Annotated in this window: 24 protein-coding genes; 16 read left to right on the top strand and 8 right to left on the bottom strand. The window is 71.1% G+C overall.

Going from position 1 to position 23,510, the window contains the following annotated elements; genetic code table 11:
• Window positions 1-20: 20 nt before the first annotated feature.
• Window positions 21-632 (top strand): ACT domain-containing protein, encoded by a 612-nt coding sequence (locus tag KU893_RS05465; RefSeq protein WP_218233329.1) that lies wholly within the window; start codon window positions 21-23, stop codon window positions 630-632.
• 313 nt (window positions 633-945) lie between these two features.
• Here the strand turns inward: KU893_RS05465 and KU893_RS05460 are convergent, their stop codons facing one another.
• The 3 genes from KU893_RS05460 to KU893_RS05450 are packed head-to-tail and all read right to left on the bottom strand — an operon-like array spanning window position 946 to window position 2,149.
• On the bottom strand, window positions 946-1,398 hold the full coding sequence (locus KU893_RS05460; RefSeq protein WP_218233328.1) for a nitroreductase family deazaflavin-dependent oxidoreductase: 453 nt from the start codon (window positions 1,396-1,398) through the stop codon (window positions 946-948).
• Window positions 1,399-1,439: 41 nt separating this feature from the next.
• Window positions 1,440-1,766 (bottom strand): thioredoxin, encoded by a 327-nt coding sequence (gene trxA / locus KU893_RS05455; RefSeq protein ID WP_281426616.1) that lies wholly within the window; start codon window positions 1,764-1,766, stop codon window positions 1,440-1,442.
• Window positions 1,763-2,149 carry a MerR family transcriptional regulator gene (locus KU893_RS05450; RefSeq protein WP_218233327.1) on the bottom strand — a complete coding sequence of 129 codons (387 nt, stop codon included), beginning with the start codon at window positions 2,147-2,149 and terminating at the stop codon, window positions 1,763-1,765. The genes trxA and KU893_RS05450 overlap by 4 nt, the downstream gene beginning before the upstream one ends.
• 72 nt (window positions 2,150-2,221) lie before the next feature.
• Between KU893_RS05450 and KU893_RS05445 the strand changes: the two genes are divergently transcribed.
• Window positions 2,222-3,166, top strand: coding sequence for a 1,4-dihydroxy-2-naphthoyl-CoA synthase (locus tag KU893_RS05445; protein WP_218233326.1), 945 nt, complete (start codon window positions 2,222-2,224; stop codon window positions 3,164-3,166).
• 108 nt (window positions 3,167-3,274) lie between these two features.
• On the top strand, window positions 3,275-3,604 hold the full coding sequence (locus KU893_RS05440) for a DUF3024 domain-containing protein (RefSeq protein ID WP_257440870.1): 330 nt from the start codon (window positions 3,275-3,277) through the stop codon (window positions 3,602-3,604).
• A 10-nt stretch (window positions 3,605-3,614) separates the two neighbouring features.
• Here KU893_RS05440 and KU893_RS05435 read toward each other — a convergent pair whose 3' ends face one another.
• Both KU893_RS05435 and KU893_RS05430 read right to left on the bottom strand, forming a co-directional pair.
• Entirely contained in the window at window positions 3,615-5,348 is a 1,734-nt protein-coding gene (locus tag KU893_RS05435) for an ATP-binding protein (protein WP_218233325.1), read from the bottom strand.
• A gap of 78 nt (window positions 5,349-5,426) precedes the next feature.
• A complete protein-coding gene (locus tag KU893_RS05430; RefSeq protein ID WP_257440874.1) occupies window positions 5,427-5,744 on the bottom strand; it encodes a tyrosine-type recombinase/integrase in 318 nt (105 codons plus the stop codon).
• 171 nt (window positions 5,745-5,915) lie between these two features.
• On the opposite strand from KU893_RS05430, the gene KU893_RS05425 reads away from it, so the two are divergent.
• Window positions 5,916-7,052: a lytic transglycosylase domain-containing protein gene (locus KU893_RS05425; protein ID WP_218233324.1), complete on the top strand. Its 1,137-nt coding sequence runs from the start codon at window positions 5,916-5,918 to the stop codon at window positions 7,050-7,052.
• 6 nt (window positions 7,053-7,058) lie between these two features.
• Here KU893_RS05425 and KU893_RS05420 read toward each other — a convergent pair whose 3' ends face one another.
• On the bottom strand, window positions 7,059-7,529 hold the full coding sequence (locus KU893_RS05420) for a MaoC/PaaZ C-terminal domain-containing protein (RefSeq protein WP_218233323.1): 471 nt from the start codon (window positions 7,527-7,529) through the stop codon (window positions 7,059-7,061).
• A gap of 5 nt (window positions 7,530-7,534) precedes the next feature.
• A complete protein-coding gene (locus KU893_RS05415) occupies window positions 7,535-9,877 on the bottom strand; it encodes a CaiB/BaiF CoA-transferase family protein (RefSeq protein ID WP_218233322.1) in 2,343 nt (780 codons plus the stop codon).
• Between the two features lie 55 nt (window positions 9,878-9,932).
• On the opposite strand from KU893_RS05415, the gene KU893_RS05410 reads away from it, so the two are divergent.
• On the top strand, window positions 9,933-10,865 hold the full coding sequence (locus tag KU893_RS05410) for an enoyl-CoA hydratase-related protein (protein ID WP_218233321.1): 933 nt from the start codon (window positions 9,933-9,935) through the stop codon (window positions 10,863-10,865).
• On the opposite strand, the gene KU893_RS05405 is transcribed toward KU893_RS05410, so the two are convergent.
• The gene (locus tag KU893_RS05405) at window positions 10,859-11,620 is read right to left on the bottom strand and encodes an SDR family NAD(P)-dependent oxidoreductase (protein ID WP_218233320.1); all 762 of its coding nucleotides are present in this window, start codon (window positions 11,618-11,620) and stop codon (window positions 10,859-10,861) included. The two genes, KU893_RS05410 and KU893_RS05405, sit on opposite strands and share 7 nt — an antisense overlap.
• A 98-nt stretch (window positions 11,621-11,718) precedes the next feature.
• Here KU893_RS05405 and KU893_RS05400 point away from each other — a divergent pair, with 98 nt between their 5' ends.
• From KU893_RS05400 to KU893_RS05350, 11 genes are all read left to right on the top strand, one after another.
• Window positions 11,719-12,663, top strand: coding sequence for a PDR/VanB family oxidoreductase (locus KU893_RS05400; RefSeq protein ID WP_218233319.1), 945 nt, complete (start codon window positions 11,719-11,721; stop codon window positions 12,661-12,663).
• Between the two features lie 155 nt (window positions 12,664-12,818).
• On the top strand, window positions 12,819-14,336 hold the full coding sequence (locus KU893_RS05395) for a class I adenylate-forming enzyme family protein (RefSeq protein WP_218233318.1): 1,518 nt from the start codon (window positions 12,819-12,821) through the stop codon (window positions 14,334-14,336).
• Window position 14,337: 1 nt separating this feature from the next.
• Complete coding sequence (locus KU893_RS05390; protein ID WP_257440869.1) at window positions 14,338-15,159, top strand: enoyl-CoA hydratase-related protein; 822 nt, start codon at window positions 14,338-14,340, stop codon at window positions 15,157-15,159.
• Window position 15,160: 1 nt separating this feature from the next.
• Window positions 15,161-16,390, top strand: coding sequence for an NAD(P)/FAD-dependent oxidoreductase (locus tag KU893_RS05385; RefSeq protein ID WP_218233317.1), 1,230 nt, complete (start codon window positions 15,161-15,163; stop codon window positions 16,388-16,390).
• 73 nt (window positions 16,391-16,463) lie between these two features.
• Window positions 16,464-17,654 (top strand): aromatic ring-hydroxylating oxygenase subunit alpha, encoded by a 1,191-nt coding sequence (locus KU893_RS05380; RefSeq protein ID WP_218233316.1) that lies wholly within the window; start codon window positions 16,464-16,466, stop codon window positions 17,652-17,654.
• A complete protein-coding gene (locus tag KU893_RS05375; RefSeq protein ID WP_218233315.1) occupies window positions 17,651-18,529 on the top strand; it encodes a GNAT family N-acetyltransferase in 879 nt (292 codons plus the stop codon). Before KU893_RS05380 ends, KU893_RS05375 begins: the two co-directional genes overlap by 4 nt.
• A gap of 170 nt (window positions 18,530-18,699) precedes the next feature.
• Window positions 18,700-20,199 carry an aldehyde dehydrogenase family protein gene (locus KU893_RS05370; RefSeq protein WP_218233314.1) on the top strand — a complete coding sequence of 500 codons (1,500 nt, stop codon included), beginning with the start codon at window positions 18,700-18,702 and terminating at the stop codon, window positions 20,197-20,199.
• A 4-nt stretch (window positions 20,200-20,203) separates the two neighbouring features.
• The gene (locus tag KU893_RS05365; protein WP_218233313.1) at window positions 20,204-20,413 is read left to right on the top strand and encodes a ferredoxin; all 210 of its coding nucleotides are present in this window, start codon (window positions 20,204-20,206) and stop codon (window positions 20,411-20,413) included.
• A gap of 27 nt (window positions 20,414-20,440) precedes the next feature.
• Window positions 20,441-21,658, top strand: a complete 1,218-nt coding sequence (locus tag KU893_RS05360) for a cytochrome P450 (protein WP_218233312.1) — start codon at window positions 20,441-20,443, stop codon at window positions 21,656-21,658.
• A 38-nt stretch (window positions 21,659-21,696) separates the two neighbouring features.
• Complete coding sequence (locus KU893_RS05355; RefSeq protein WP_218233311.1) at window positions 21,697-22,086, top strand: SCP2 sterol-binding domain-containing protein; 390 nt, start codon at window positions 21,697-21,699, stop codon at window positions 22,084-22,086.
• A gap of 211 nt (window positions 22,087-22,297) precedes the next feature.
• Complete coding sequence (locus KU893_RS05350; RefSeq protein WP_218233310.1) at window positions 22,298-23,410, top strand: NDMA-dependent alcohol dehydrogenase; 1,113 nt, start codon at window positions 22,298-22,300, stop codon at window positions 23,408-23,410.
• The last annotated feature ends 100 nt before the right edge of the window (window positions 23,411-23,510 follow it).

Below are 23,510 nucleotides of genomic sequence, written 5' to 3'. Positions count from 1 at the left end.
GGCGGGTTAATGTCGAGACCATGCCATTCCTGCTCCGCGTGCTGCTGCCCGACGTCCCCGGCTCGCTGGGGCGCGTGGCGACGGCGATCGGTATGGCGGGCGGCGACATCGAGGCGATCGAGATCGTCGAGCACCGCGTCGACGACGGCACCGCCGTCGACGACGTCCTGCTCGAGCTGGAGCAGGGGATGATGCCCGACTCCGTCGTGTCGGCGTGCAACGCGCTCGACGGCGTCGAGGTGCTCTTCGTCAGCCGCTACCCGGCCGGCGGCAACCTGATGCTGGACCTCGAGGCGGTCGAGGAGCTGACCGCCGCGCCCGACAAGGCCTTCGACAACCTCATCGACCTGCTGCCTGCGACCTTCCGGGTCGACTGGGCCGCGCGCGTGCACCGGGCGAAGGGCGTCGTCTACGGCACCAGCGCCGCGCCCGACGACTTCGAGTTCCTCGAGATCGAGGCCCCCACCCGCCTTGAGTCACCCGAGGACGAGGTCACCCTGTTCGCGGCCGCCCGCCTCGACGGCAACGAGATCGTCGTCGTCGGCCGCCGCGGCGGACCGGAGTTCGCCGAGTCGGAGATCATGCGCCTCGGGCACCTGTGCGGCCTGGCCGTCACCATCGCGAACAGCTGACCGGGTCCTGCGCGAAGTGCCCCGGTTGGGGGTGCGAAGTGCGGGTCTTGGGGCACCGAGGTGCGCCGTTCGGGGCACCGAGGTGCGCGGGTTCCAGGCCTCGCACGCCCACCTGCGCACCTCACCCCCCGGACCGGCGCACCTCACACCCCCAACCGGGGCACTTCGCGCCCCCAACCGGGGCACTTCGCGCCCCCAACCGGGGCACTTCGCGCCCCCAACCGGGGCACTTCGCGCCCCGAACCGGCGCACTTCGCGCCCCGAACCGGCGCACTTCGCGCCCCCAAACGGGGCACTTCGCGCAGGTGGCGGGTCAGGCGGGGTCGACCGGCTCGAGCAGGAAGACGGGGATCTCCCGGTCCGTCTTCTCCTGGTACGACGCATAGGTCGGCCAGGTCGCGACGGCGTGCTGCCACCACTGCGCCCGCTCCTCGCCCTCGGCGAGGCGCACCGTGTAGGCCTGGGGCTCCGGGCCGTCCTGGAGGTCGACGACCGGGTGGGCGAGGAAGTTGGCGTACCAGCTCGGGTTGTCCGGGGCGCCGCCCTTGGACGCGATCGCGGCGTACACGCCGTCCTTCTCGACTCGCATGACCGGGTTCTTGCGGAGCTTGCCGGACTTCGCGCCCACCGACGTGATCACCACGATCGGGTCCGTCGACCCGCGCAGCGTGTTCGCACGCGCGCCGCCGGAGGCCTCGTACTCCGCGACCTGGTCGCGGACCCACTGCTGGCTGCTGGGCTCGTACTCGCCCTGGAGAAGAGTCATGTCGTTCTCAAGGGCGCCCGCCGCGACGGTATTCCGGGGGCTCAGCCGGCGAGGGCCTGGTCGATCTCGCGGTCCAGGGCGGCCTTGGGGCGTGCGCCTCGCAGCTCGTGCACCGGCTCGCCGCCGCGGAAGACGATCATCGTCGGGAGACCCATCACCCGGTAGCGGGCCGAGGTCACGGGGTTCTCGTCGCTGTTCACCTTCACCACCCGCAGCGCCCCCGACCGCTCCTCGGCGATCCTCGCCAGCGCCGGCGCGACCTGGTGGCACGGGCCGCACCACTGGGCCCAGAACTCGACGAGCACGGGCTCGTCGGACGCGAGCACCTCGTGCTCGAAGTCGGCGTCGGTGATCTCCTGCAGGGTCATGGCGTCTCCTGGGGGTTCGAAGTAGGGGAGGTGTAGCTCTCGGCGTCCTCCAGCAACCCGGACAGCTCCCCGCGCAGGCGGCTGAGCTCCTCGATCCGCTGGTCGATCTCGGCGATCCGCATCCGGTAGGCGTCCAGCGACGACGGGCACACGTCGGCCCGCTCGTTGCCCGCGCGCAGGCACTCGACGAACGGCACGGTCTCGTCGGCGGTGAGGCCGAGGGACAGCAGCGCACGGATCTCGCGGACGACGAGCACGTCGGCGTCGTCGTACTCCCGGTAGCCGTTGGCCGCCCGCTCCGGCGTGATCAGGCCGCGCGACTCGTAGTAGCGGACCGCCTTCACGCTCACGCCGGCGCGTTCGGCGAGGTCCTTGATGAGCACGCACCGACGGTAGACCTTGCCCCCAGGGGCAAGGTCAAGCCCGAACCGCGCCATGCCCTAGGTTCAGGTGCCATGAGTGCGATCGAGGGCGTGAGCGAGACGTTCGACGCGAGCCAGTGGGACGTCGTCCCGGGCTTCGAGGACCTGACCGACCTGACCTACCACCGGGCGAAGGCGCACGGCACGGTCCGTATCGCCTTCGACCGCCCCGACGTCCTCAACGCGTTCCGGCCGCACACCGTCGACGAGCTGCTCCGCACCCTCGAGCACGCCCGCCAGTCCGCCGACGTGGGCTGCGTGCTGCTCACCGGCAACGGCCCGAGCGCGAAGAACGGCAAGTGGGCCTTCTGCACCGGCGGCGACCAGCGGATCCGCGGTCGCGCGGGCTACCAGTACGAGGACAAGGAGATCGGCTCCGCGGACACCGGTGCCGAGGAGCCCAGCGCCATCGACAAGGCGAAGCTCGCCCGCCTGCACATCCTCGAGTGCCAGCGCCTGATCCGCTTCATGCCCAAGATCGTCATCTGCGTGGTCCCCGGCTGGGCGGCCGGCGGCGGCCACAGCCTGTTCGTCACCTGCGACCTCGCCCTCGCCTCCACCGAGCACGCCCGCTTCAAGCAGACCGACGCCGATGTGGGCTCCTTCGACGGCGGCTACGGTTCGGCGTACCTGGCTCGCCAGGTCGGCCAGAAGTTCGCTCGCGAGATCTTCTTCCTCGGCCAGGAGTACTCCGCCGACGACGCCGTGCGGATGGGCGCCGCCAACCGCTCCGTGCCCCACGCCGAGCTCGAGGCCACCGCGCTGGAGTGGGGCCGGATCATCAACGGCAAGAGCCCCACCGCCCAGCGGATGCTCAAGTACTCCTTCAACCTGCTCGACGACGGCCTGGTCGGCCAGCAGCTGTTCGCCGGTGAGACCACCCGGCTGGCGTACATGACCGACGAGGCGCAGGAGGGGCGTGACCAGTTCCTGGAGAAGCGGGAGCCCGACTGGTCGCCGTACCCCTGGTACTACTAACGCGCGGCGTTTGTGCAGGTCAGGCGGGGGTTAGGGCCGAATAGTCCGCGTTTGGTCCGCAAGAAGTCCGCAAGAATCCGACGCCAGCCATCGAAGATCGGGGTTTAGGTGCTCCCAGAGACCGACCTTCACCGGATCCGCCTGTGGGCGCGCGAGCGCGTCCCGGAGCACTTGTGGGACCAGCTCAAGGTCGAGGCCGACGTTGCAGACCGTCACGTCGACATCGTCGAGGTGCGACCGCCGTGGAACGGCGTGGGTGAGCACGCCCGCTTCCCGATTGCCCGACTGCGCTACACGAAGACGACGGGGCTCTGGTCTATCTATTGGCGCGACCGGAACCTGAAGTTCCACGACTACAAACCCAAGCGTCCGACGAGGAACATTGAGGCGTTGCTCGACCACATCGAGAACTCGGGCGACCCGATCTTCTGGGGCTGAGCCGGAGCGCTCACTGGCCGACGATGCGGTAGCTCTGTTTGCTGCTTTTCTTCGGGCGGGTGGGCTCCACGATGCCGCGGTCCTCGAGTTCGCGCAGCCGGCGCAGGACGGTCTGGTAGCCCATCCCGAGGTGCTCGACCATTCCTCGTGACGTGGTGTGGCCAGCCTGGATCGCCTGCACGATGACGTCCAGCTCGGCCTCGATGCCCTCGCGCTCGGTGGCGTCGGCCGCGACGGCTGCCGCGTCGAGTCCGGGCAGGGGAAGCTGGTCGACCTCCTCGATCAGCCGGTAGCTGGCGTAGCGCTTCCCTCCTGTCCGAATGGCAACCCCGCGCGCGACGAGGTCCCTGACGGCGCGGCGAGCGTCGGTGTCGCTCACCCCCCAGGCCCGCAGCATCCCGACACTTACGCGTCCCGAGCTCCGCATGATGGCGAGGGCGAGATGCTGAGCGTCCGTCAGCTCCGCGAGGCCGAGGCTGGCGATCCACTCGATGGTCTGCGGTGCGAGCAGCGCAGTCCGGGGCACGGTCACCATCAGGCGGCCCGGCTCGGCGTCGAACTCTGGGGGAGACATCCCCGCCTTGCGGAGTGCGGCAACTGCGGTGACCAAGCCTGATCCACGATTCTCGGCGATGGTTTCGTTCGGCCGGTCGGGAAGCGGAACGTCTGCGAGCAACTTCGCGAGCGTTGCGTTTCTCGACTTGGACTCGATGCGGGCGGCGCCCAACTGGTCGACGGTCACACCGCCGAAGAGGCCGCCTGTGCTCTTGACGACCAAGCGATCGGGATAGAGCTCGATCTGCACTTGCGTACCGCGGCTTTCCGGGCTGTAGTCGCGGTGCATGAGCGCGTTGGTGATCAGCTCGCGAATGACCTCGGTGGGGTAGTCGTATCGATCCTCGCGGCCGAGGCCCCGCACGATCGCGGCCCGGCTCATGTTGCGGCGGAGCACGGCTGTCACTTCGTGAAGGATGACCGGGATGGGGCCATCTACTGTCACGTTCTCGAGGAAGCGCTCGCCTTCCGGGCCGAGCTCCCCCATCTGCGTCGTGGGGAGAACGACCACCGAGGCGAACAGCTGCGGGAAGAACTGCTGGGGATAGACGCCGAGGCTGAGTAATCCGGCCAGGGTCGGTCGTGGCGTGCCGTTGAGCTCCTGGACTGCTCCGAGCCGCTTGAGCGCGGTGATGGGCTCCACTCCCTCGAAGGCGCGCGGTGAGCGATCGGCCGCATGCCGGAGGACCTGCTCGACGAGGCGAGGGTCGAGGTCATCGATCGCCGCCTCGTCGACGATCTCCTGGTCATGGGTCGGTTGATCGCGGTTCGACAGCAGCTGAGTGACCTCGTAGCGGCTGAGCCTCCGATCCCCATCGCCGCCGCGGATGAAGGATCCGTTGTATTCACCGCGTTCAGCGATGAAGCTGGGCTTGTCGACCGGGTCGAGCTCCTCGACGTCGAGCCGGACGACTTGGGCGTCCTCGAAGTCGATGATCTCGATCGCGGTCCTGATCGGCGGCGACATCTTCTGATGGCACACGGTGGCCAGGGCGTCCCGGATCTTCGCCGCATCGAACCCGTTGGCGGGTCGGAAGCCGTCCTCGTCCAGCCCGAGCAGGAGGGTGCCGCCGTCACCATTCGAGAAGGCACTCAGTGTCTCGCCGACAGTCTTAGGCAGTCCGCCGGCGGCAGCCTTGACCTCGATCTCGGTGGGCTCCAGCCCGAGCCGGCGAAGTCGATCGATCATCGCGTCCAGACTCGACTCTGACACTCTTCTCACCAACTCTCTCAGACTCTTTCATACTCTATCAGCGAGTGCGGCACTCTATGAGAGAGTTGAGTTGGAGTCGGACCGCCCCGTCGCGTTCAGCGCCTGGACCATCAAGCCAGCGGCGGCTGCCCGCGTCCGGTCCTCCGCCGTCGGCCACGGATGACTGTAGGTGTTCAGTGTCGTGGTCGCCGACGAGTGCCCCAGTGCCTGTTGCACGGTGACGACGTCGCAGCTCGCGGCGATGAGTCCGGACCCGTAGAAGTGCCGCAGGTCGTGGAGGCGCACGTGCGGCAGCCCGGCCGACGTCCGCGTCGCGCGCCACCGCCAGTCGATGTCGTTGTCGTACATCGGGCCATCGCCGACCGTGAACAGCCAGGCGTCGGCACCTCCGACGCGGACGTCCCGATCGTCCGCGACGATCGGTGTCGCTGACCCCGCGCCGGCGGACCCGACATTGCCGCGTAAACCTAATGGCGATAGTCTCCCTGGCGTGCCCTGTGACTGGGGTCACGAACTCATGGGATCAGGGGAGGTGGCAGCGCGATGGCCAGGATGTCTCGGGCGCGGATGGTTGCCGCGCGTCGTACGGCGGTCTTGTCGCCGTTGGTGCTGCTGTCGGCGTCGTGGACGGTGAGCGTGGCCGATGTCGGTCCGGTGCACGACGGCCCGAGGCATCAGGTCGTCGCCCAGGAGCCGGCCGGCCCGGCCGCCGAGATCCCGGGCGCGGACGTCGCCGCCGAGCCGCCGGCGAGCGTCGCCCTTCCTCCGCGGGGGGCTGCTCGCGCGCGGTCCGTGGCGACCGCGTCGCACCCTGCCGCGGACATCCCTGCCGCCGCTTCCGCTGCCTACCAGCGTGCCGCGGCCGTCATCGGCGCCGCTGACCCGGGCTGCCACCTCGACTGGACGCTGGTCGCCGCGATCGGGCGCGTCGAGTCCGACCACGGTCGCGTCGGTGGCGCGGCGCTCGACGACGAGGGCGTCGCGGTCCCGGCCGTCGTCGGACCGGCCCTGGACGGCGCCTCGGGCCGGGCGCTGGTCTCGGACACCGACGCCGGGCGGCTCGACGGCGACACGACGTACGACCGTGCGGTCGGTCCGCTGCAGTTCGTCCCGACCACGTGGAGCGTCGTCGGCGTCGACGCCGACGGCGACGGCCGGCGTGATCCCCAGGACGTCGACGACGCCGCGCTGGCGACGGCCGTCTACCTCTGCACGGGGGTCGGCGACCTCGCGGTGCCCGCGGACCTGAGGAGCGCGGTCCGGCGCTACAACCACTCGGCGCAGTACGTCGCGCTCGTGCTGGAGATCATGGACGCCTATGCCGCCGGGGTGCCGGTGCGGACCGTGGCCGCCGGGTACGGCGTGCCCGCGGCCGGGGACACGCCGGTCGAGGCCGCGGCCGACGCCCAGGGGCACCCGTCCTCGAAGGGGAAGCAGCCGGGCCACCACGCGGTCACCCCGTCGGCGGACGCCTCCGGCCCCGCTCCGGCACAGCCCGCCGACCAGCCGACGGCGCAGCAGCCGGCGACGCCGCCCGCCGGCAGTCCGGTGCGGACCCTGCTCTCCCGGACCCAGGCGATCGTGCAGTGCACCCTGCGGGGCCTCACCCGACTGGCCTCCCCGGCGGCCTTCGCGGCCTGCGTCGACGAGCTGAGCGGCGAGGGCGACGCGCCGGACTGACCGACCTCAGCGGTGTCGCGGGGCGCGGTAGCGCACCACCTGGAGTGCCTCCAGGGCCAGCACGACCTGTCCGTCGGCGTCGACGAGCCGGCCGGCGCACCGCAGGTCGGCCCGGTCGGTCGAGGTCGCGTCGCCGCGGAACCGGGGCGCGACGTCGAGCACCTCGATGGTGGCGGTGTGGACGACGTCCGGCCGCAGGGGCGCCGGGAGGCGCATCCGGTCGATGCCCTTGCCGGCCACCAGGGCGACCCGGGGCATGAAGGCCCGTGATGCCAGGCCCGAGTAGAGCGCCAGGGTGTGCGCGGCGCTGCCGATGACCCCTCCGAACGGCCCGGCCGCGGCGGCCTGCTCGTCGACGTGGAGGGGCAAGGGGTCGAAGCGCCGCGCGAAGGCGATGATCTCGGCCTCGGACGCGCTGGTGGTGCCGAGGTCATGGACGTCGCCGACCTCCAGGTCCTCCGCGAACCAGATGTCCATCGCGATCACCCGGCCTGGTGCAGGACACCGTCGTCGACCAGCCGGTCGATCGTGGCGTCGTCGAGGCCGAGCACGTCGCGGGCGATCGCCCGGGTGTGCTGCCCGGGCAACGGTGCGGGGCTGGGATCCGGCTCGACCAGGTGCGTGTACGGCGCCGCCGTGTTCTCGCTCGGCAGCGGGTCCGCGATGAGCGGGTGCACCAGTGGTCGGTAGGTCCCGCGGTGGGCGAGCTGGGCGTCGTCGAGCAGCTCGGGCAGCCGGAGCATCGGCGCGGCCGGGAGTCCGGCGGCCTGCAGCGCGTCGGCCGCCTCGACCGGTGTCAGCGTCTCCGACCAGGCGCCGACGGCCTTGGCCAGCACGCCCTCGTCGGCGCCGGGGGCACTGCCCACGAGGGCCTCCAGGGCGGCGAGCTCCGTCGCGTCGCGGGCGTCGAGGACGACCCACTCGTCGTCGCCGGCGCAGGCGAAGACCCCGCCGAACAGTGCGCGTCCGCGGTTGCCGACCGCCCGGGCGGTGCCCGGCACGAGCGACTCGTGCGCGGCCAGCGTGCCGAGCTGGTGCAGCACGACGTCGGACTGGGCCACCTCGACCCGGTGGCCGCGGCCGCTGCGCGCGCGGTCCACGAGCGCAGCCGCGACCGCGAGGGCGGCGACCCGCGCGGCCACGTGGTCCGGGTAGACGGTCACGCCGTCCCACGACTCGGGGTCGGCCGCGTCGTACTTCCACAGGCTGGTGACGCCCACCGACGCCCGGACGAGGGGGCCGTAGCCGAGACGGCGGGCCCAGGGCCCGGTCGAGCTGAAGGCGGCGCTCTCGAGCACGACGATTCCCGGGTTGCGCGCCGCCAGGGCGTCGTACCCGATCCCGAGGGAGTCGAGGGTGCCGGGCTTGAAGTTCGACAGCACCACGTCGCTGTGGTCGGCGAGCCGGAGGAAGAGTTCCCTGCCCTCGGCGGAGCGGAGGTCGAGGCCGAGGCTGCGCTTGTTGCGGTTGCCCCAGGCGAAGGAGGCGTTCATGGCCTCGCCGCCGCGGGTCTGGCGCAGGCCGTCGGGGAAGGCCAGGCTCTCGACCTTGATCACGTCGGCGCCGAGGTCGGCGAAGGCGCGGCCGACCTCGGCGCCGAACACGATGACGCCGAGGTCGAGCACCCGCAGTCCGGCGAAGGGCGCGGCGGGTGCGGGTGCCGCCGTACCGCCGCCGAGGAGGGCGCGCGGTGGCGGCGCCACCGACGAGCCGGCCGCCGGGGCCGGCGTGCGCCAGCCCAGCCGGGAGCCGTCGACCTGCACGCTGCCGACCGGCACGCTCGCGCTCAGCCCGGGCGCGATCTCGGTGTCGACCACGGCGCCCGAGCGGACGAAATGGTCGGCGGCGGTGGCCTCGCCGATGGTGAGCACCTGCGCCAGCGGGACGCCGCGGCGCGCGGCCTCCTCGACCAGGTCGGCGCCGCGCTGGTCGGCGAAGAGGGCGACGATGAGCGCGTCTAGCCGGTCCGCGGCCTCGAAGCGGGCGGCGATCGAGTCGAAGCGGGGGTCGGCGAACTCCTCGGGCTCGCCGAGCCAGCCGAACATGCCGCGCCACTGCCGCTTGGCCAGCAGGCAGAGGCGGACGAATCCGTCGGCGCACGGGTAGATCGGGTAGGAGCTGGCCGGCGGGCGGCCGCGGCGGAAGCTGCCGGAGCGGCCCGCCGCCGCCGAGCCCTGGACGCCGAAGGCGGGATCGAGCCCGGTGACGACGGCCTCGTGGTGCGCCAGGTCGATGACCTGGCCGGCGCCGCTCTGCTGCCGGGCGACGTACGCCGTCAGCGCGCTCCACGCCGCCTGGGCGGCGGCGGTCGCCGACGCGATCCCGTCCGGCGGCAGCAGCGGCGCATCGCCCGGCCGTCCGCTGCGCGACATCGCGCCGCTCAGCGCGAGCAGGGTCCGCTCGGTCGCCTGCCAGTCGGCTCGTGGGCCGGTGGAGCCGAAGGGGGAGGAGACGACCACGACCAGGTGCGGCGCGCCGTCGGTCAGCCGCGGGAGGTCGACCGCGTCGGCGGCGTCGCGGGCGAGGAAGGCGATGTCCGCGCCGGCGAGGATGTCGCGGACCTGGCTGCGACCGGAGGGCGAGTCGAGGTCGACCCGGACCGAGGCCTTGTTGGCGTTGCGGAGCGCGAACGGCAGCGAGTGGCCGTCGTGGAGCGGTTCCTCGGCCCGCAGCGGCGAGCCGCCGGCAGGCTCGAGCAGGATCGTCTCCGCCCCCAGGTCCGCCAGGTGGCGGGCGGCGGCCTGGCCCACGGCGTCGCCGGCGTCGATGACCCGGATGCCGTCCAGCAGCAGGGGGAGCGTGCTCATGGTGTTCCTCTCGGTCATGCAGATAAATCTAATGATGTACGGTTTATGGCTCGAACCTCAAGAGGAGAGAGCCATGACTTCACCGGCCCGTGCCGGCTCGTCCGACTCGTCCGCCCCCGTGGTCCGCTTCGAGGTCCGCGACCGGATCGCGACGATCACCCTCGACCGGCCCGGACAGGGCAACGCGATGACGCTCCAGCTGTGCACCGAGCTCGTCGACGCCGTCGACCGGGCCGAGGCCGACGACGAGGTGGCCGTCGTCGTGCTGACCGGGAGTGGGCGCAACTTCTGCGTCGGTGCCGACCTCGCCGAGGGCTTCCACGCCGAGGGTCGCGAGCCGCACCCGCGACACCGCGCGTTCCAGGAGCGCTTCGGCCACATCGCCGGAGTGCCCCGCGACGCCGGCGGCGTCGTGACGCTGCGCCTGGCGGCGATGCTCAAGCCGCTCGTGGTCGCACTCAACGGGGCCGCCGTCGGGGGTGGTGCCTCGATGGTGCTCCCGGCGGACATCCGGGTCGCCGGCGAGTCGACCCGGCTCGGCTTCCTCTTCCCGCGGCGCGGCATGGTCGCGGAGTCGGCATCCAGCTGGTTCCTGCCGCGTCTGGTCGGGATGGCGCGCGCCACGGAGTGGGTGCTGACCGGCCGGCTGCTGCCGGCGCCGGAGCTGCTGGCGTCGGGGCTGGTGGCCCGCGTCGTACCCGATGGCGAGGTGGTCGCGACGGCGCTCGACGTCGCGCGCGAGATCGCCGCGAACACCTCGACCGTCGCGGTGGCGCTGTCGCGACAGCAGCTGTGGAGCATGCTCGGCGCGGCCTCGCCCTGGGAGGCGCATGCCATCGAGTCGCGGGGCGTCTACGCGCTGCCCGCCCAGGCCGACGTCCAGGAGGGGGTGGCTGCCTTCCTCGAGAAGCGCGAGCCGTCCTTCCCGATGCGGGTGCCGCGCGACTACCCGGCCTACGGGCCGCGGTGGCCCGAGCCGCCGCCGGCCACGCCCGGAAGTCAGTAGGACGTCAGGCCCCCGTCGACGGTCAGGGTCGTCCCGGTGACGTACGACGACGCCGCGCTGAGCAGGAAGAGCAGCGCGCCGTCGAGCTCCTCCTGGCGGCCGAAGCGGCCCAGCATGCTCTGCTCCGCGACCATGGTGCGGAGCAGGTCGCCCTCGCCTGCGGTCATCTCGGAGTCGAAGTAGCCGGGGCACAGTGCGTTCACGCGGATGCCGCGCCGCCCGCTCCACTCGCCGGCGAGGTTGCGGGTCAGGCCGATGACGCCCGCCTTGCTCGCGGCGTAGGCGGCCTGCGGGTAGCGCGGCGCGACCAGGCCGAGCACGCTCGAGACGTTCACGATCGACCCGCCGTGCGTCATCCTGCGGGCGGCGGCCTGGGACATCCAGAAGACGCCGTTGAGGTTGACGTCGATGAGCCGGCGGAAGCCCTCGGGCGTCTCCTTGAGCGAGGAGACGGCCGAACCCAGGCCGGCGTTGTTGACGAGCGCGTCGATCCGGCCGAAGCGCTCGATCGCGTGCCCGGCGACCCGGGAGCAGTCCTCGGGCAGGGAGACGTCCGCGGTCACCGTCTCCACCCGCCCGCCGTCGGCGCGCAGCTCGGCTGCCAGCTCCGCCAGGCGGTCGGCGCGGCGTGCGGCGAGCACGAGGTCGGCACCGGCCCCGCTGAGCGCACGGGCGAAGCCGGCTCCGAGTCCGCTGCTCGCGCCGGTGATGACGACGGCCTGTCCGTCGAGACGGAACAGATCAAGGGTGCTCATGTGACCTCCTGGTCGTTGGGGCGAGATGTTCACAAACCTAATCCCATTAGATACACTGCGGACACGACAACGCAACGACGGTGGGGAGGTGGGGCCCGATGGCCAGGGAGTCGAGCCTGCGGGCGCGGATCGCGCAGCGCCGACGGTGCGCCGACGGGGTCGTTGTCCTCGACATCGAGCCCGTCGACGGGGACCTCCCCGGTTGGGGCCCCGGGGCGCACATCGACTTCGCTCCCGACGGGGGACCGAGGCGCCAGTACAGCCTCTGTGGCGACCCGGCCGACCCTGGTCGCTGGCGGATCGCGGTCCTCGACGTCGTCGACGGGCGCGGCGGGTCGCGATGGATCCACGAGCACGTGCGCGCCGGCGACGAGGTCACCGTGGCCGGGCCGCGCAACCACTTCGCGTTCGAGGACGCACCGGTCTACCAGTTCGTCGCCGGTGGCATCGGCATCACGCCGATCCTCCCGATGCTCCGCGCGGCCGAGGCGGCAGGCGCCGACTGGCGGCTCGCCTACGGTGGGCGCACCCGCGCCTCGATGGCCTTCCTCGACGAGCTCGAGGCGTACGGCGCGCGGGTCAGCGTCCTGCCGCAGGACGAGACCGGACTGCTCGACCTGCCGAGGATCCTCGGGGAGCCGGTGCCCGGGCGTGCCGTCTATGCATGCGGCCCCGAGCCGCTGCTGGCGGCACTCGAGGCGGAGCTGGCCGGACGGCCGGGCGAGCGGCTGCACCTCGAGCGCTTCTCGCCGAAGGAGCAGGTCGACGGCGGCAGTGGCGCCTTCGAGGTGGAGATCGCCTCGACGGGCGCCCGGATCGGCGTGGGAGAGGGCGTCAGCATCATCGACGCGCTCGCCGCGGCGGGGATCGAGGTCGACTTCTCGTGCCGGGAGGGCACCTGCGGTACCTGTGAGACCGGTGTCCTGGGTGGAGTGCCCGACCACCGGGACTCGATCCTCACCGCCGAGGAGCGCGAGGCGAACGACTGCATGCTGATCTGCGTGGGGCGCTGCCGGTCCGGCCCCCTCGTCCTGGACCTGTGAACCGGCGCCGCGCCCGGTCCGGCATTGACAGTGACCCCGGTCACTCGCCATGATTCCGATTATCTAGTGTCAATAGTTTTACGGATCTCGGGATCCACACCGTGGCCCCGGCCACGGCATCGATCCAGCGCACCCCCAACTCCGAGGAGCACCGAATGAGCGCCACCGTCACCTCCGCCCTGGCGTGGTGGGTCAGGACCAAGGCCGGCGACACCGCGATCGTCCTGGACGGCGAGACCCTCACCTACGGCGAGCTCGGCGGATGGTCGAGCCGGATCGCCGAGCACCTGCGGGCCGAGGGCGTGCGACCGGGTGACCGCGTCGGCCTGATGGCTCCCAACAGCCTGCCCTGGCCGGCGGCCGCGCTCGGTGTGATCAAGGCGGGCGCCGTCCTGGTGCCGCTCAACCCGCGCTTCAAGCCCGCGGAGCTGCGCAAGGTGCTCGACGACGCCGGCGCGGTCGCGGTCATCGCGGACGACCCGTTCAAGGGCGCCGTCGAGGAGGCGAGCGCGATGGGGGCGGCTGTCGAGCTGGTGACCTTCAGCGCGATCGACGCGCTTCGCGACGGCGCGCCCTCGACGTTCGACGTCGACCGTGGCGAGGACGAGCCGATCTCGATCATCTTCACCAGCGGCTCGACCGGGCGCAGCAAGGGTGTCGTGCTGACCAACCGCACCCTGCTGAGCATCGTCTTCGAGGCCACCCTGGTCGAGGAGGGCTTCCACCGGGGCTCCAGCACGATCTTGTTGCTCCCCCTCGCCTTCACGCCCGGCCTGGTGTGGGGTCTGCTGATGACGACCGTGCTCGGCGGCAAGCTGGTGATCGAGAAGGAGATCGTGCCCTCGCGCGCGGTCCAGCTCATCGAGGAGCACCGGATCGAGGCCATCTTCGGCGTCCCCCTCGTCTACCAGGCGCTCGCGGCTGCGCCGGAGTTCGCGCACGCCGACCTCTCCTCGCTCAAGACCGCCGTGGTCGGCGGTGCCGCCGTGCCGACCGCCCTGCTCGAGGCGTACGCCGCGAAGGACGTCGCGCTGCGCCAGATCTACGGCATGACCGAGGCGGGCGGCATTGCGACTGCCACCCTGGTCTCGGAGTTCCGCGAGCACCCCGGCAGCTGCGGGACCGGCGGCATCTTCACCGAGGTCCAGGTCGTGCGGGCCGACGGCACGCCCGCCGAGGCCGACGAGCCCGGCGAGCTCGTGATCAAGGGGCCGGGCGTCACGCCGGGCTACTGGAACTCGCCGGAGGTCAACGCGGAGGTCTTCCGCGGAGGCTGGCTGCACAGCGGCGACCTCGGCGCGACCGACCCGGAGGGACGGATCCGCTTCGTGGACCGGCTCAAGGACCTCATCATCTCCGGCGGGATCAACGTCTCGCCGGTCGAGCTCGAGCAGGCGCTGGCCGCGATCGACGGCGTGGTCGAGGTCGCCGTGATCGCCGCGCCGGACGAGAAGTTCGGGGAGACGCCGGCCGCGATCATCCAGGCGGCCGACGGACTCACCGAGACGAGCGTCGTCGAGGAGGCCAGCAAGGTGCTCGCCGACTTCAAGGTGCCGCGCTACGTGGTGCTCCGCGAGGACCCGCTGCCGCGTCTGCCCAACGGCAAGATCAGCAAGACCGAGATCCGCGAGGCGTACGCCGATCTCACGACCCGCTTCGCCAAGGTCCGCTGACGTGTCCGAACCCCTCTCCGTGCCGCCGTCGGCGGGCTCCGGGCCCGCGGCGGTCACCCTCGAGCGTCAGGGACATGTCGGGATCGCGACGATCCGGCGCGCCGACGCCATGAACGCCGTCAACGGTGCGGTCTCGACCGGGCTCGGCGAGGCTCTCGCCGAGGCCGAGGCCGACGAGCAGGTCCGCGTCCTCGTCGTCACCGGTGAGGGTCGTGCCTTCTGCGCCGGTGCGGACCTCAAGGCGCTCGCCAAGGGCGAGGACATCATGGCCGCCGGCCACCCCGAATGGGGTTTCGCCGGATACGTGCGGCACTTCGTCTCGATGCCCACGATCGCGGCCGTCAACGGGTTCGCGCTCGGCGGCGGTACCGAGATCGTGCTCGCCTCGGACCTCGCGGTCATCGACGCCGAGGCGAAGCTCGGACTGCCCGAGGTCAAGCGCGGTCTCCTCGCCGCTGCGGGCGGCGTGATCCGTGCCCAGCGACAGGTGCCGCTCAAGCTCGCCCTCGAGCTCGCGCTCACCGGCGACCCGATCGGCGCGGAGCAGGCGCTGGCCTGGGGCCTGGTCAACCGGGTCGCTCCCGCCGGAACGACCCTCGAGGTCGCGCTCGAGCTGGCCGGGCGGATCGCCGCCAACGCGCCGCTCTCGGTCCGCGAGACCAAGCGGGTCATGCACGAGACGGCCGGCCTCGGCTCCGACTGGGGCGACGAGGCGTGGCAGGTCAACAACCGTGCTGTCGGCAAGGTGTTGCGCTCGGAGGACTTCCGCGAGGGCACCCGGGCGTTCGCCGAGAAGCGCACGCCCGAGTGGAAGGGACGCTGAGATGGCTGAGGGCAACCTGGTCCCCGGAGTCGACCGCCTGGTCGTCGTCGGCGGCTCGCTCGGCGCGGCACGGGTCGCGGAGGAGGCGCGCCGGCTCGGCTTCGAGGGGTCGGTCACGATCATCGGCGACGAGCCGCACCCGCCGTACGACCGGCCGCCGTTGACCAAGGACTTCCTGACCTGTGCCGACGAGCCGGACCCGACCGCCCACCTGGCCGATCCCGAGGCGCTGGGGGTCACGCTGATGACCGGCACCACGGCGACCTCGCTGGACTCCCGCAACCGCCGGGTCCGCACGGACCAGGGCGATGTCGACTACGACCGTCTGGTGGTCGCCACCGGAGCCCGGCCGCGGCCGCTCGAGGTCCCGGGCGCGGACCTGGCCGGGGTGTTCACGATCCGCTCGCTGGAGGACGCACGCGCGGTGCGGGCGGCCCTCCAGCCAGGGGCTCGGGTCGTGGTGGTCGGCGCCGGCTTCATCGGCGGTGAGATCGCCTCCAGCGCCCGGGCGCGAGGCGCCGAGGTGACGCTCGTCGAGGTGGCGCCGCTTCCCCTGGTCGGCGCCGTCGGCTCGCTCGTCGCCGAGCGGTTGGCCTACCTGCACCGTCAGTACGACGTGGACCTGCTCATCCGCACGAAGGTGCGCGCCATCGGCGGCAGTGCCGGTCGCGTCGAGAAGGTGAGGCTCAACGACGGCACCACGCTGCCGGCCGACCTCGTCATCATCGGTATCGGGGTCGACCCGGCGACGGACTGGTTGCGCGGCTCGGGCGTGGCGGTGGGCGACGGGGTCGCCTGCTCGCCGTACCTGGAGAGCACGGTGCCGGGCGTGTACGCCGTCGGCGACGTCGCCCGCTGGGTCAACCCGTGGAACGGGCGGTCGTCGCGCTTGGAGCACTGGACCGCCACGACCGAGCAGGCGGTGTTCGTGGCACGCAACGCGCTCACCGAGGACCGTGAGGCCTGCGCGATCATGCCCTACTTCTGGTCCGAGTGGTACGGGCACCGGCTGCAGATGATCGGCGAGCCGGCCGACGAGGTCGAGCTGCTCGGCGACGGGGCCGCGACCGACCCGTTCCTCGCCCAGTACCGCTACGACGGCGATCTGGTCGGAGCGTTCGCGCTCGACCGGACCGGCCCGCTCATGAAGCTGCGGGTCCCGGTCCGCAAGCGCCAGTCCTGGCAGGACATGCTCCGCGAGCCCGCGTCAGCGGCGCCGTCGGCGCGCTGACCCTTCCGGCCTCTCGGGGTCGGCTGTCACTTCAAAAACCTAATACAATTAGTTAAAACGAGGAGGTAGGACTGTGGACGACGTCACCCGTGACGCGGCGGTCGACCGTGAGGCCCGCATCCGGCGGGCCCTGGACCACCTGCGCAACGACACGACCGATCAGTTCGAGAAGGTCGAGGCGTTCGAGGCGTTCGAGTTCACCGACCCGGACCGGGCCGCGCGCGAGCGCGACCTGGTCTTCGGCGCGGTGCCGACGATCGTGGCCCACGGCTCGGAGATCGCGAAGCCGTACGAGTTCAAGACGCTGCGACTGCCCCGCAACAACGTCATCATCGTGCGCCAGAAGGACGGCAGCGTGAAGGCGCTGGTCAACCTCTGTCGCCATCGCGGTGCACTGCTCGAGACCGACAGCTGCGGCAAGCGGCGGCTGTTCTCGTGTCCCTACCACCGCTGGTCCTACGACATCGACGGCTCGCTGCGGGCCATCACCCGCGACAACACCGTCGGCGACATCGACCCCGCGCAGGCCGGGCTGGTCGAGCTCCCCTGCGAGGAGCGGCACGGATTCGTGTGGGTCGTCGACCGCGCGGGGGCGGCGATCGACGTCGCCGGGTGGCTCGGGCCCGAGATGGACGAGATCCTCGCCGGCTACCACCTGGACGGGCTCCACTGCGTGAAGGCCGGTGTGTACCACGAGGACGCCAACTGGAAGATCCTGCAGGACGCCTTCCTCGACGGCTACCACATCCAGTACGCGCACCCGAACACCGCCGCGAAGTACATCCACACCAACGTGATGGCCTTCGAGGACTTCGGCTCGCACTGCCGCTTCATCGCCCCGCGCAAGAGCATCGACCGCTGGCTCGAGGAGGACCCCGGCGAGCGGAGCCTGGTCGACGACGTCACCGAGACCCACTTCCTCGGTCCGAACTCGACGCTGCTCAAGCAGCCCGACCACTTCCAGCTGCTGACCTTCTGGCCCGACCCCGCCGCGCCGGAGAAGGGCGTCATGGAGATGCGCCTGCTCGTGCCGTCCGCGGAGGCTGCCGGCATGACCCAGGAGCGCTGGGACTACCTGTGGGACAAGAACTGGAAGATCCTCGAGGCCGTCCTCATCAACGAGGACTTCCCCGTGCTGCGGGACTCCCAGTGGGGCATGCGCAGCCGCGACGCGGCGCCGATGGTGCTGGGCCGCAACGAGGTCGCCAACCAGGTCTTCCGTCGACTGCTCGACCGACTCCTCAGCGTGGCTGATCCGTCATGATCGAGCTGGCCTGGTTCGACGCGCTGGACGCGGAGCGGCAGGCTGCGGTCGAGGACATGCTCGCCCTCGCGGTCGAGTACGACGCGGAGGCGGGCTTCTCCACGGCCCGGCCGAGCGCGCCGGGGGTGGGGTCCGTGCGCCACCTCGTCGTCACCATCGCCCCCGTGGGGCAGCGGGGGAGCGGGGCCCTGGACGCGCTGCCCGACGTCCCGTTGGTCGCCTACCTGCGCCTCGACCTGGTCGATGGCGTGGGTGACGTCCAGCTCGTCGTGCGCCCCGAGTTCCGCTCGCACGGGATCGCCACCCTGATGGCCGAGCTCCTCGCCGGACCGGACGGCTGGTCGGCCCTGCCGGGCCTGCGCGAGGTCCGGTCGTGGTCGCACGGCGCCCACCCCGCGGCCGAGCGGATGGCGCGTCGCTTCGGGGCACGTGTCGAGCACGGTGTGTTCAAGACGCTGCGCCTGCTCGGTGGCTCGCGGCCCTACCGCGCCGAGCGGGCCGAGGTCCGGCTCGACCCGGCCCCGGGTCGGCCGCCCGTGCTGGTGCCGGGCCATGAGGACGCGATGGCGCCGCACGAGCTCGCCGTGCTGCGGGCGGCGAGCGAGCTGCTCTCGGTGGGCGGCGTCCCTGGCGCCGTACGACTGGGGGTCGGCGCGACGGTCCCCGTCACGGCAGGCCTCGCGGTCGAGGATCCGCGCGTCTCCCGGGACGCGCTGCGGGTGCTGCTCGGGCAGGGGCTGATCGAGGCGCAGGCGCGCGGTGCCCGCGTCGCCCAGCTGTTCGTGGACGCGTTGGTCGACGACTTCGTCGCAGTGAGTCGAGAGCTCGGCTTCGAGCACGACCAGAGCGACCACCTGTACGCACTCGCCGTCTGACCGACGCGCGTCCCGAGAAGAGATGTGACGCCGGTCTCCGAAAAGCGTTGACGACTTAAAACTAATCCAATAAGGTTTCGGCTCGTGACGGTGGTCACCCTCCAGTGAGGCCGAAACCCGCACCGGTCCGGAGTCCTGGTGACCTGGACCATGAAATGAGGACGAGCGCGATGCGTGCCTTCAGCAACTTCATCGATGGACGTTGGGTCGAGGCGCCCGGCGTCATCCCCGTCGACGACCCGTCGACGGGCGAGGTCTTCGGCCACGTCCCGGACTCGGGCGCCGAGGTCATCGACTCCGCGGTCGCCGCGGCCCGCAGGGCCTTCGACGAGGGCCCGTGGTCGCGGTGGTCCGTGCGCGACCGCGCCGAGGCGCTGCGACGTCTGGCGTCCGCGCTCGAGCAGAGCTTCGACACGCTGGTCGACGACCTGGTCGCCGACACCGGAGCCACTGCGCGGTTCTGCCCGATGCTGCAGGTCGGTGCGCCGATGGCGCACCTGCGCGACTTCGCCGAGATGGCGCACCTCCTCGAGGAGCCGGAGGCGTTCCCGCTGCAGGCGAACCCCGGTCTCGGCCAGTGGGAGCTGCATCGCGAGCCGGTCGGCGTGGTGGGCGCCTTCACGCCCTACAACTTCCCGCTGTTCATGTGCGTGTGGAAGGTCGCCCCCGCGCTGCTCGCGGGCAACACCGTGGTCCTCAAGCCCTCGCCGCTGACGCCGGTCGGCCCCGACGCCCTGGCGGCCGCCGCGATCGCGGCCGAGCTGCCGCCGGGCGTGCTCAACATCGTGCACGGCGACCGAGTGGCCGGCGAGGCGCTCGTGGCCCACCCCGCTGTCGACCTGATCAGCTTCACCGGGAGCACCGCCGTCGGCACCCGGATCATGGCCGCGGCCGCGGCCACGGCCAAGGAGGTCGTGCTCGAGCTCGGCGGCAAGTCGCCGGCCGTGGTGCTGCCCGACGCCGACGCGGAGCTGGCCGTCCGGGGCACCCTGTTCAGCAGCATGATGCACGCCGGCCAGGCCTGTGTCGCGACCACCCGGATGCTCGTTCCCGACGCCCGGTACGACGAGTTCGTCGAGCTCCTCGCCGAGCGCGCCGGCGCGCTGCAGCTCGGCCCGGCCGCGGAGTTCACCACCGACGTCGGTCCGGTGATCTCGGCCGCCGCGCGGACCCGGATCGAGAAGATCGTCGCGGCCTCGATCGAGCAGGGTGGCCGCGCGATCGTCGGCGGGCAGCCGCCGACGGGCGTGCCCGAGGGCGGCTACTACGTCAGCCCGACGGTCATCGTCGACATCGACAACCGCAACCCTGCGGCCGCCGAGGAGATCTTCGGCCCCGTCCTCTCGGTGATCCGCTACTCCGACGTCGACGACGCCGTCCGGATCGCGAACGACACGCCGTACGGCCTGGCTGCCGCGGTGTGGGGGACCGACCTGGTGCGCGCCCGTGAGGTGGCCCTGCGGGTGCGCGGTGGGTTGACCTGGATCAACGACGTCGCCCAGGCCGATGTGATGCGGACGCCGCTCGCCGGGAAGGGCATGAGCGGCGTCGGCCAGGAGAACGGCCGCGACGGCCTGTTCGCCTACACCAAGACCCGGAGCCTCTTCACCGCGCTCGACACCAACCTCGACGTCCGTGCCTACGGCGTCGTCGGCAGCGAATGGGAGTGACCTGATGAGCGAGACCAGCACCGCCAGCGTCGACCGCGAGGCATGCAAGGGCCACGGCCGCTGCTACATGACCGACCCCGACGTCTTCGACAGTGACGACGACGGCTTCCCGATCGTGATCGGCGCCGCGAGGACGCCGGCCGAGCTCGCCGAGCTCGACCGGGCCGTCAACAACTGCCCCGAGCGGGCCATCACCGTCGTCGCGACCCCGTAGTCGCCCGCTCACACGAAAGGAAGGCCCATGTCCGAGCTCAAGGACGCCGAGAGCGCCGAGATCAGCTACGACTTCGACATCCACTCTCCCGACATCGCCGACACCGTCTACGACGTCTACGCCGAGATGAGGGAGAAGTGCCCGGTCGCGCACAGCCCGCGCTACGGCGGCCACTGGGTGGCGACCAAGTACGACACCATCCACGAGGTCCTCCGCAACCCGGGCGTCTTCTCGAGCGAGTCGGTCAACGTGCCCGGCACGATCGGCCAGGACGGCCCGATGATCCCGATCGAGGTGGACCCGCCGGACCACCAGATCTACCGCAAGCTGATCAACCCGCTGTTCTCGCCGAAGCGGATGGCCGATCTCGAGCCCCGCATCCGCGAGATCACCAACGAGCTGATCGACGAGATGCTGAAGCACGAGAAGGTCGACTTCATCGACGCCTTCGCCCGGGCCCTGCCCAGCAAGGTCTTCCTCGCACTGATGGGCTGGGACCTCGGCGACTCCGAGAAGTTCAACCACTGGGCGGACACGATCGTGCTGGGCGAGCCGGGGGCGGACGAGGAGCGCGCGACCGAGGTCCGGACCGCGGCGGCCATGGAGGTCTACGCCTACTTCGCCGAGATGATCGACGAGCGGGCTGACAGCGGCGACGCCGAGGACATCACGCAGATCCTCATCAACGGCCGGTTCGAGGACCGCGAGCTGACCCAGTTCGAGGTGCTCAACATCCTGTTCCTGTTCCTCATCGGGGGGCTGCACACGGTCCAGGGTCAGCTCGCCCACACCGTCATCTACATGGCCGAGCACCCGGAGGTCCGCAAGCAGCTGGTCGGGGACCTGTCGCTGGTGCCGACGGCGGTCGAGGAGATGCTGCGCTGGGAGTCGGCCGTGTGCCCGGCCCGGGTCGTGAAGGAGGACTACGTCCTCGACGGCGTGCAGCTCAAGGCCGGCGACAAGATCCTGATCCCGTTCGCGTCGGCCAACCACGACGGCGACCAGTTCCCGGATCCCGACACCGTCGACCTGACCCGCGACCCGAACCCGCACATCGCGTTCGGTGCCGGTAACCACCGGTGCGTCGGGTCGCACCTGGCCCGACTGGAGCTGCGGATCGCCTTCGAGGAGCTGCACCGCCGGATCCCTGACTACCGGCTCGACCCCGCCGACCCGCCGGTGCGCCACCTCAGCCAGGTGAAGGGGGTCCTGACCCTCCCGCTGATCATCGGCGAGTCGGTCTGACCCCGCCCGAAACCAACGCACGACAAGGAGACACCACGATGGCAGTCAAGCTGGGAACCGTCGAGTTCTACGAGGCCATGGGCGCTGCCCTGAACGACGACCCCGTGTGGGCCGACAAGGGCAAGAACATCGACTTCAACATGGCCTACAAGTACGAGGCCCCGGTCGAGGGCCAGTTCTACGTCAGCTTCGAGAAGGGCAAGGTCGTGGCCGTCCGGAACGCCTCGCAGGAGGACCTGGACAGCGCCGACTTCCTGATCAGCGGCAGCAGCGACGTGTGGCGGGGCTGCTTCGACGGCAGCATCAACCCCACCGTCGCGATGACCCGCGGCAAGCTGCGCGTGCGCGGCAAGATGGCGCAGATGCTCAAGAACATGCCGGCCTTCATGTACATCCAGGAGACCATGGGCAAGATCGAGTTCGAGTGAGACCGCGCCACCCAGGGGCCTCCCTGCGTGGCGTGCACCGCGACTCGCGGCTCCCCCGTCGGCCACGCCGGCGGGGGAGCCGCGCATTTTACGCCACGTTCGACAAAACCGAATGACGTTAGGTGTTGACATCCGTCACACCCGGGTTACAGACTAATGACAATAGATAAAACGTCGGCGGCGTGAGCCGCAGAGAGGTCGGTCCCCAGTGGTGAAGTCGCGTGCGGCGGTCCTGTTCGACGCCCCCGGGAAGTGGGAGATCATCGACGTCGAGGTCGACGACCCCAAGGAGTTCGAGGTCCTGGTGCGCTTCCAGCACGCCGGCCTGTGCCACTCCGACGACCACTACGCCAAGGGCGACGTGCCGGCGCTGGCCTATCCCTTCTGCGGCGGCCACGAGGGCGCCGGCGTGGTCGAGAAGGTGGGCCCCGGCGTGCGCGACCTGAAGGTCGGGGACCACGTCGTCGCTGCCTTCATCCCGGGCTGCGGCCGCTGCACCTGGTGTGCGCGCGGGATGCAGAACCTCTGTGACAACGGCGCCTACATGATGCTCGGCACCCAGCTGGACGGCACCTTCCGGCTGCACACCGAGGACGGTGCCGATGTGGGTCAGTGCTCGCTGGTCTCGACCTTCTCGGAGTACTCCGTCCTGCCGGAGTGGGGCGCGATCAAGATCGATCCCGACATCCCGCTCTCGGTCGCCGCTCTCGTCGGCTGCGGCGTCCCGACAGGGTGGGGCTCGGCGGTCAACGCGGCGGCCGTGCGTCCCGGGGACGTCGTCATCGTGATGGGCGTGGGCGGCATCGGCATCAACGCCGTCCAGGGCGCGAAGTTCGCCGGCGCATCGCGCATCATCGCGGTCGACCCGGCCCCGTTCCACCGCGACAAGGCGCTCGAGCTCGGCGCCACGGACGCCTTCGAGAACATGCAGCAGGCCACCGACCTCGCCCAGGCACTGACCAACGGCCAGGGCGCCGACTCGGCCATCGTCACCGTCGGCGTGGTGACCGGTGAGCACGTGGCCGAGGCGTTCGCCTCGATCCGGAAGGCCGGCACCGTCGTGCTGACGAGCATGGGCAATGTCGTCGAGTACGGCATCCCCGTCAGCCTGTTCGAGCTGGCGATGTACCAGAAGCGGATCCAGGGCTCGCTGTTCGGCATGATGCAGCCGACGCGGGCCGTCGAGGACCTGCTCCGGCTCTACCGCGAGGGCCACCTCAAGCTCGAGGAGCTCATCACCCGGCGCTACTCCCTGGAGGAGATCAACCAGGGCTACGCCGACATGCACGCCGGCGTGAACCTGCGCGGAGTGATCGACTTCTGAGAGCCGTCCGACGCCGTCCTAAACCTAAAGTATTGAGGATAGCGTCCGTAACAGCAGTGGTCCGCATCCGTTATCGATGTGACGCCAGCCACGCAGCTGG

Origin of the sequence: Nocardioides daeguensis (assembly GCF_019192965.1) — a bacterium.
In the GTDB taxonomy this organism is placed as follows: Bacteria; Actinomycetota; Actinomycetes; order Propionibacteriales; family Nocardioidaceae; genus Nocardioides; species Nocardioides daeguensis.
The sequence above is the reverse complement of the archived record's forward strand: the minus strand, read 5'-3'. Positions and strand labels throughout refer to the sequence as shown.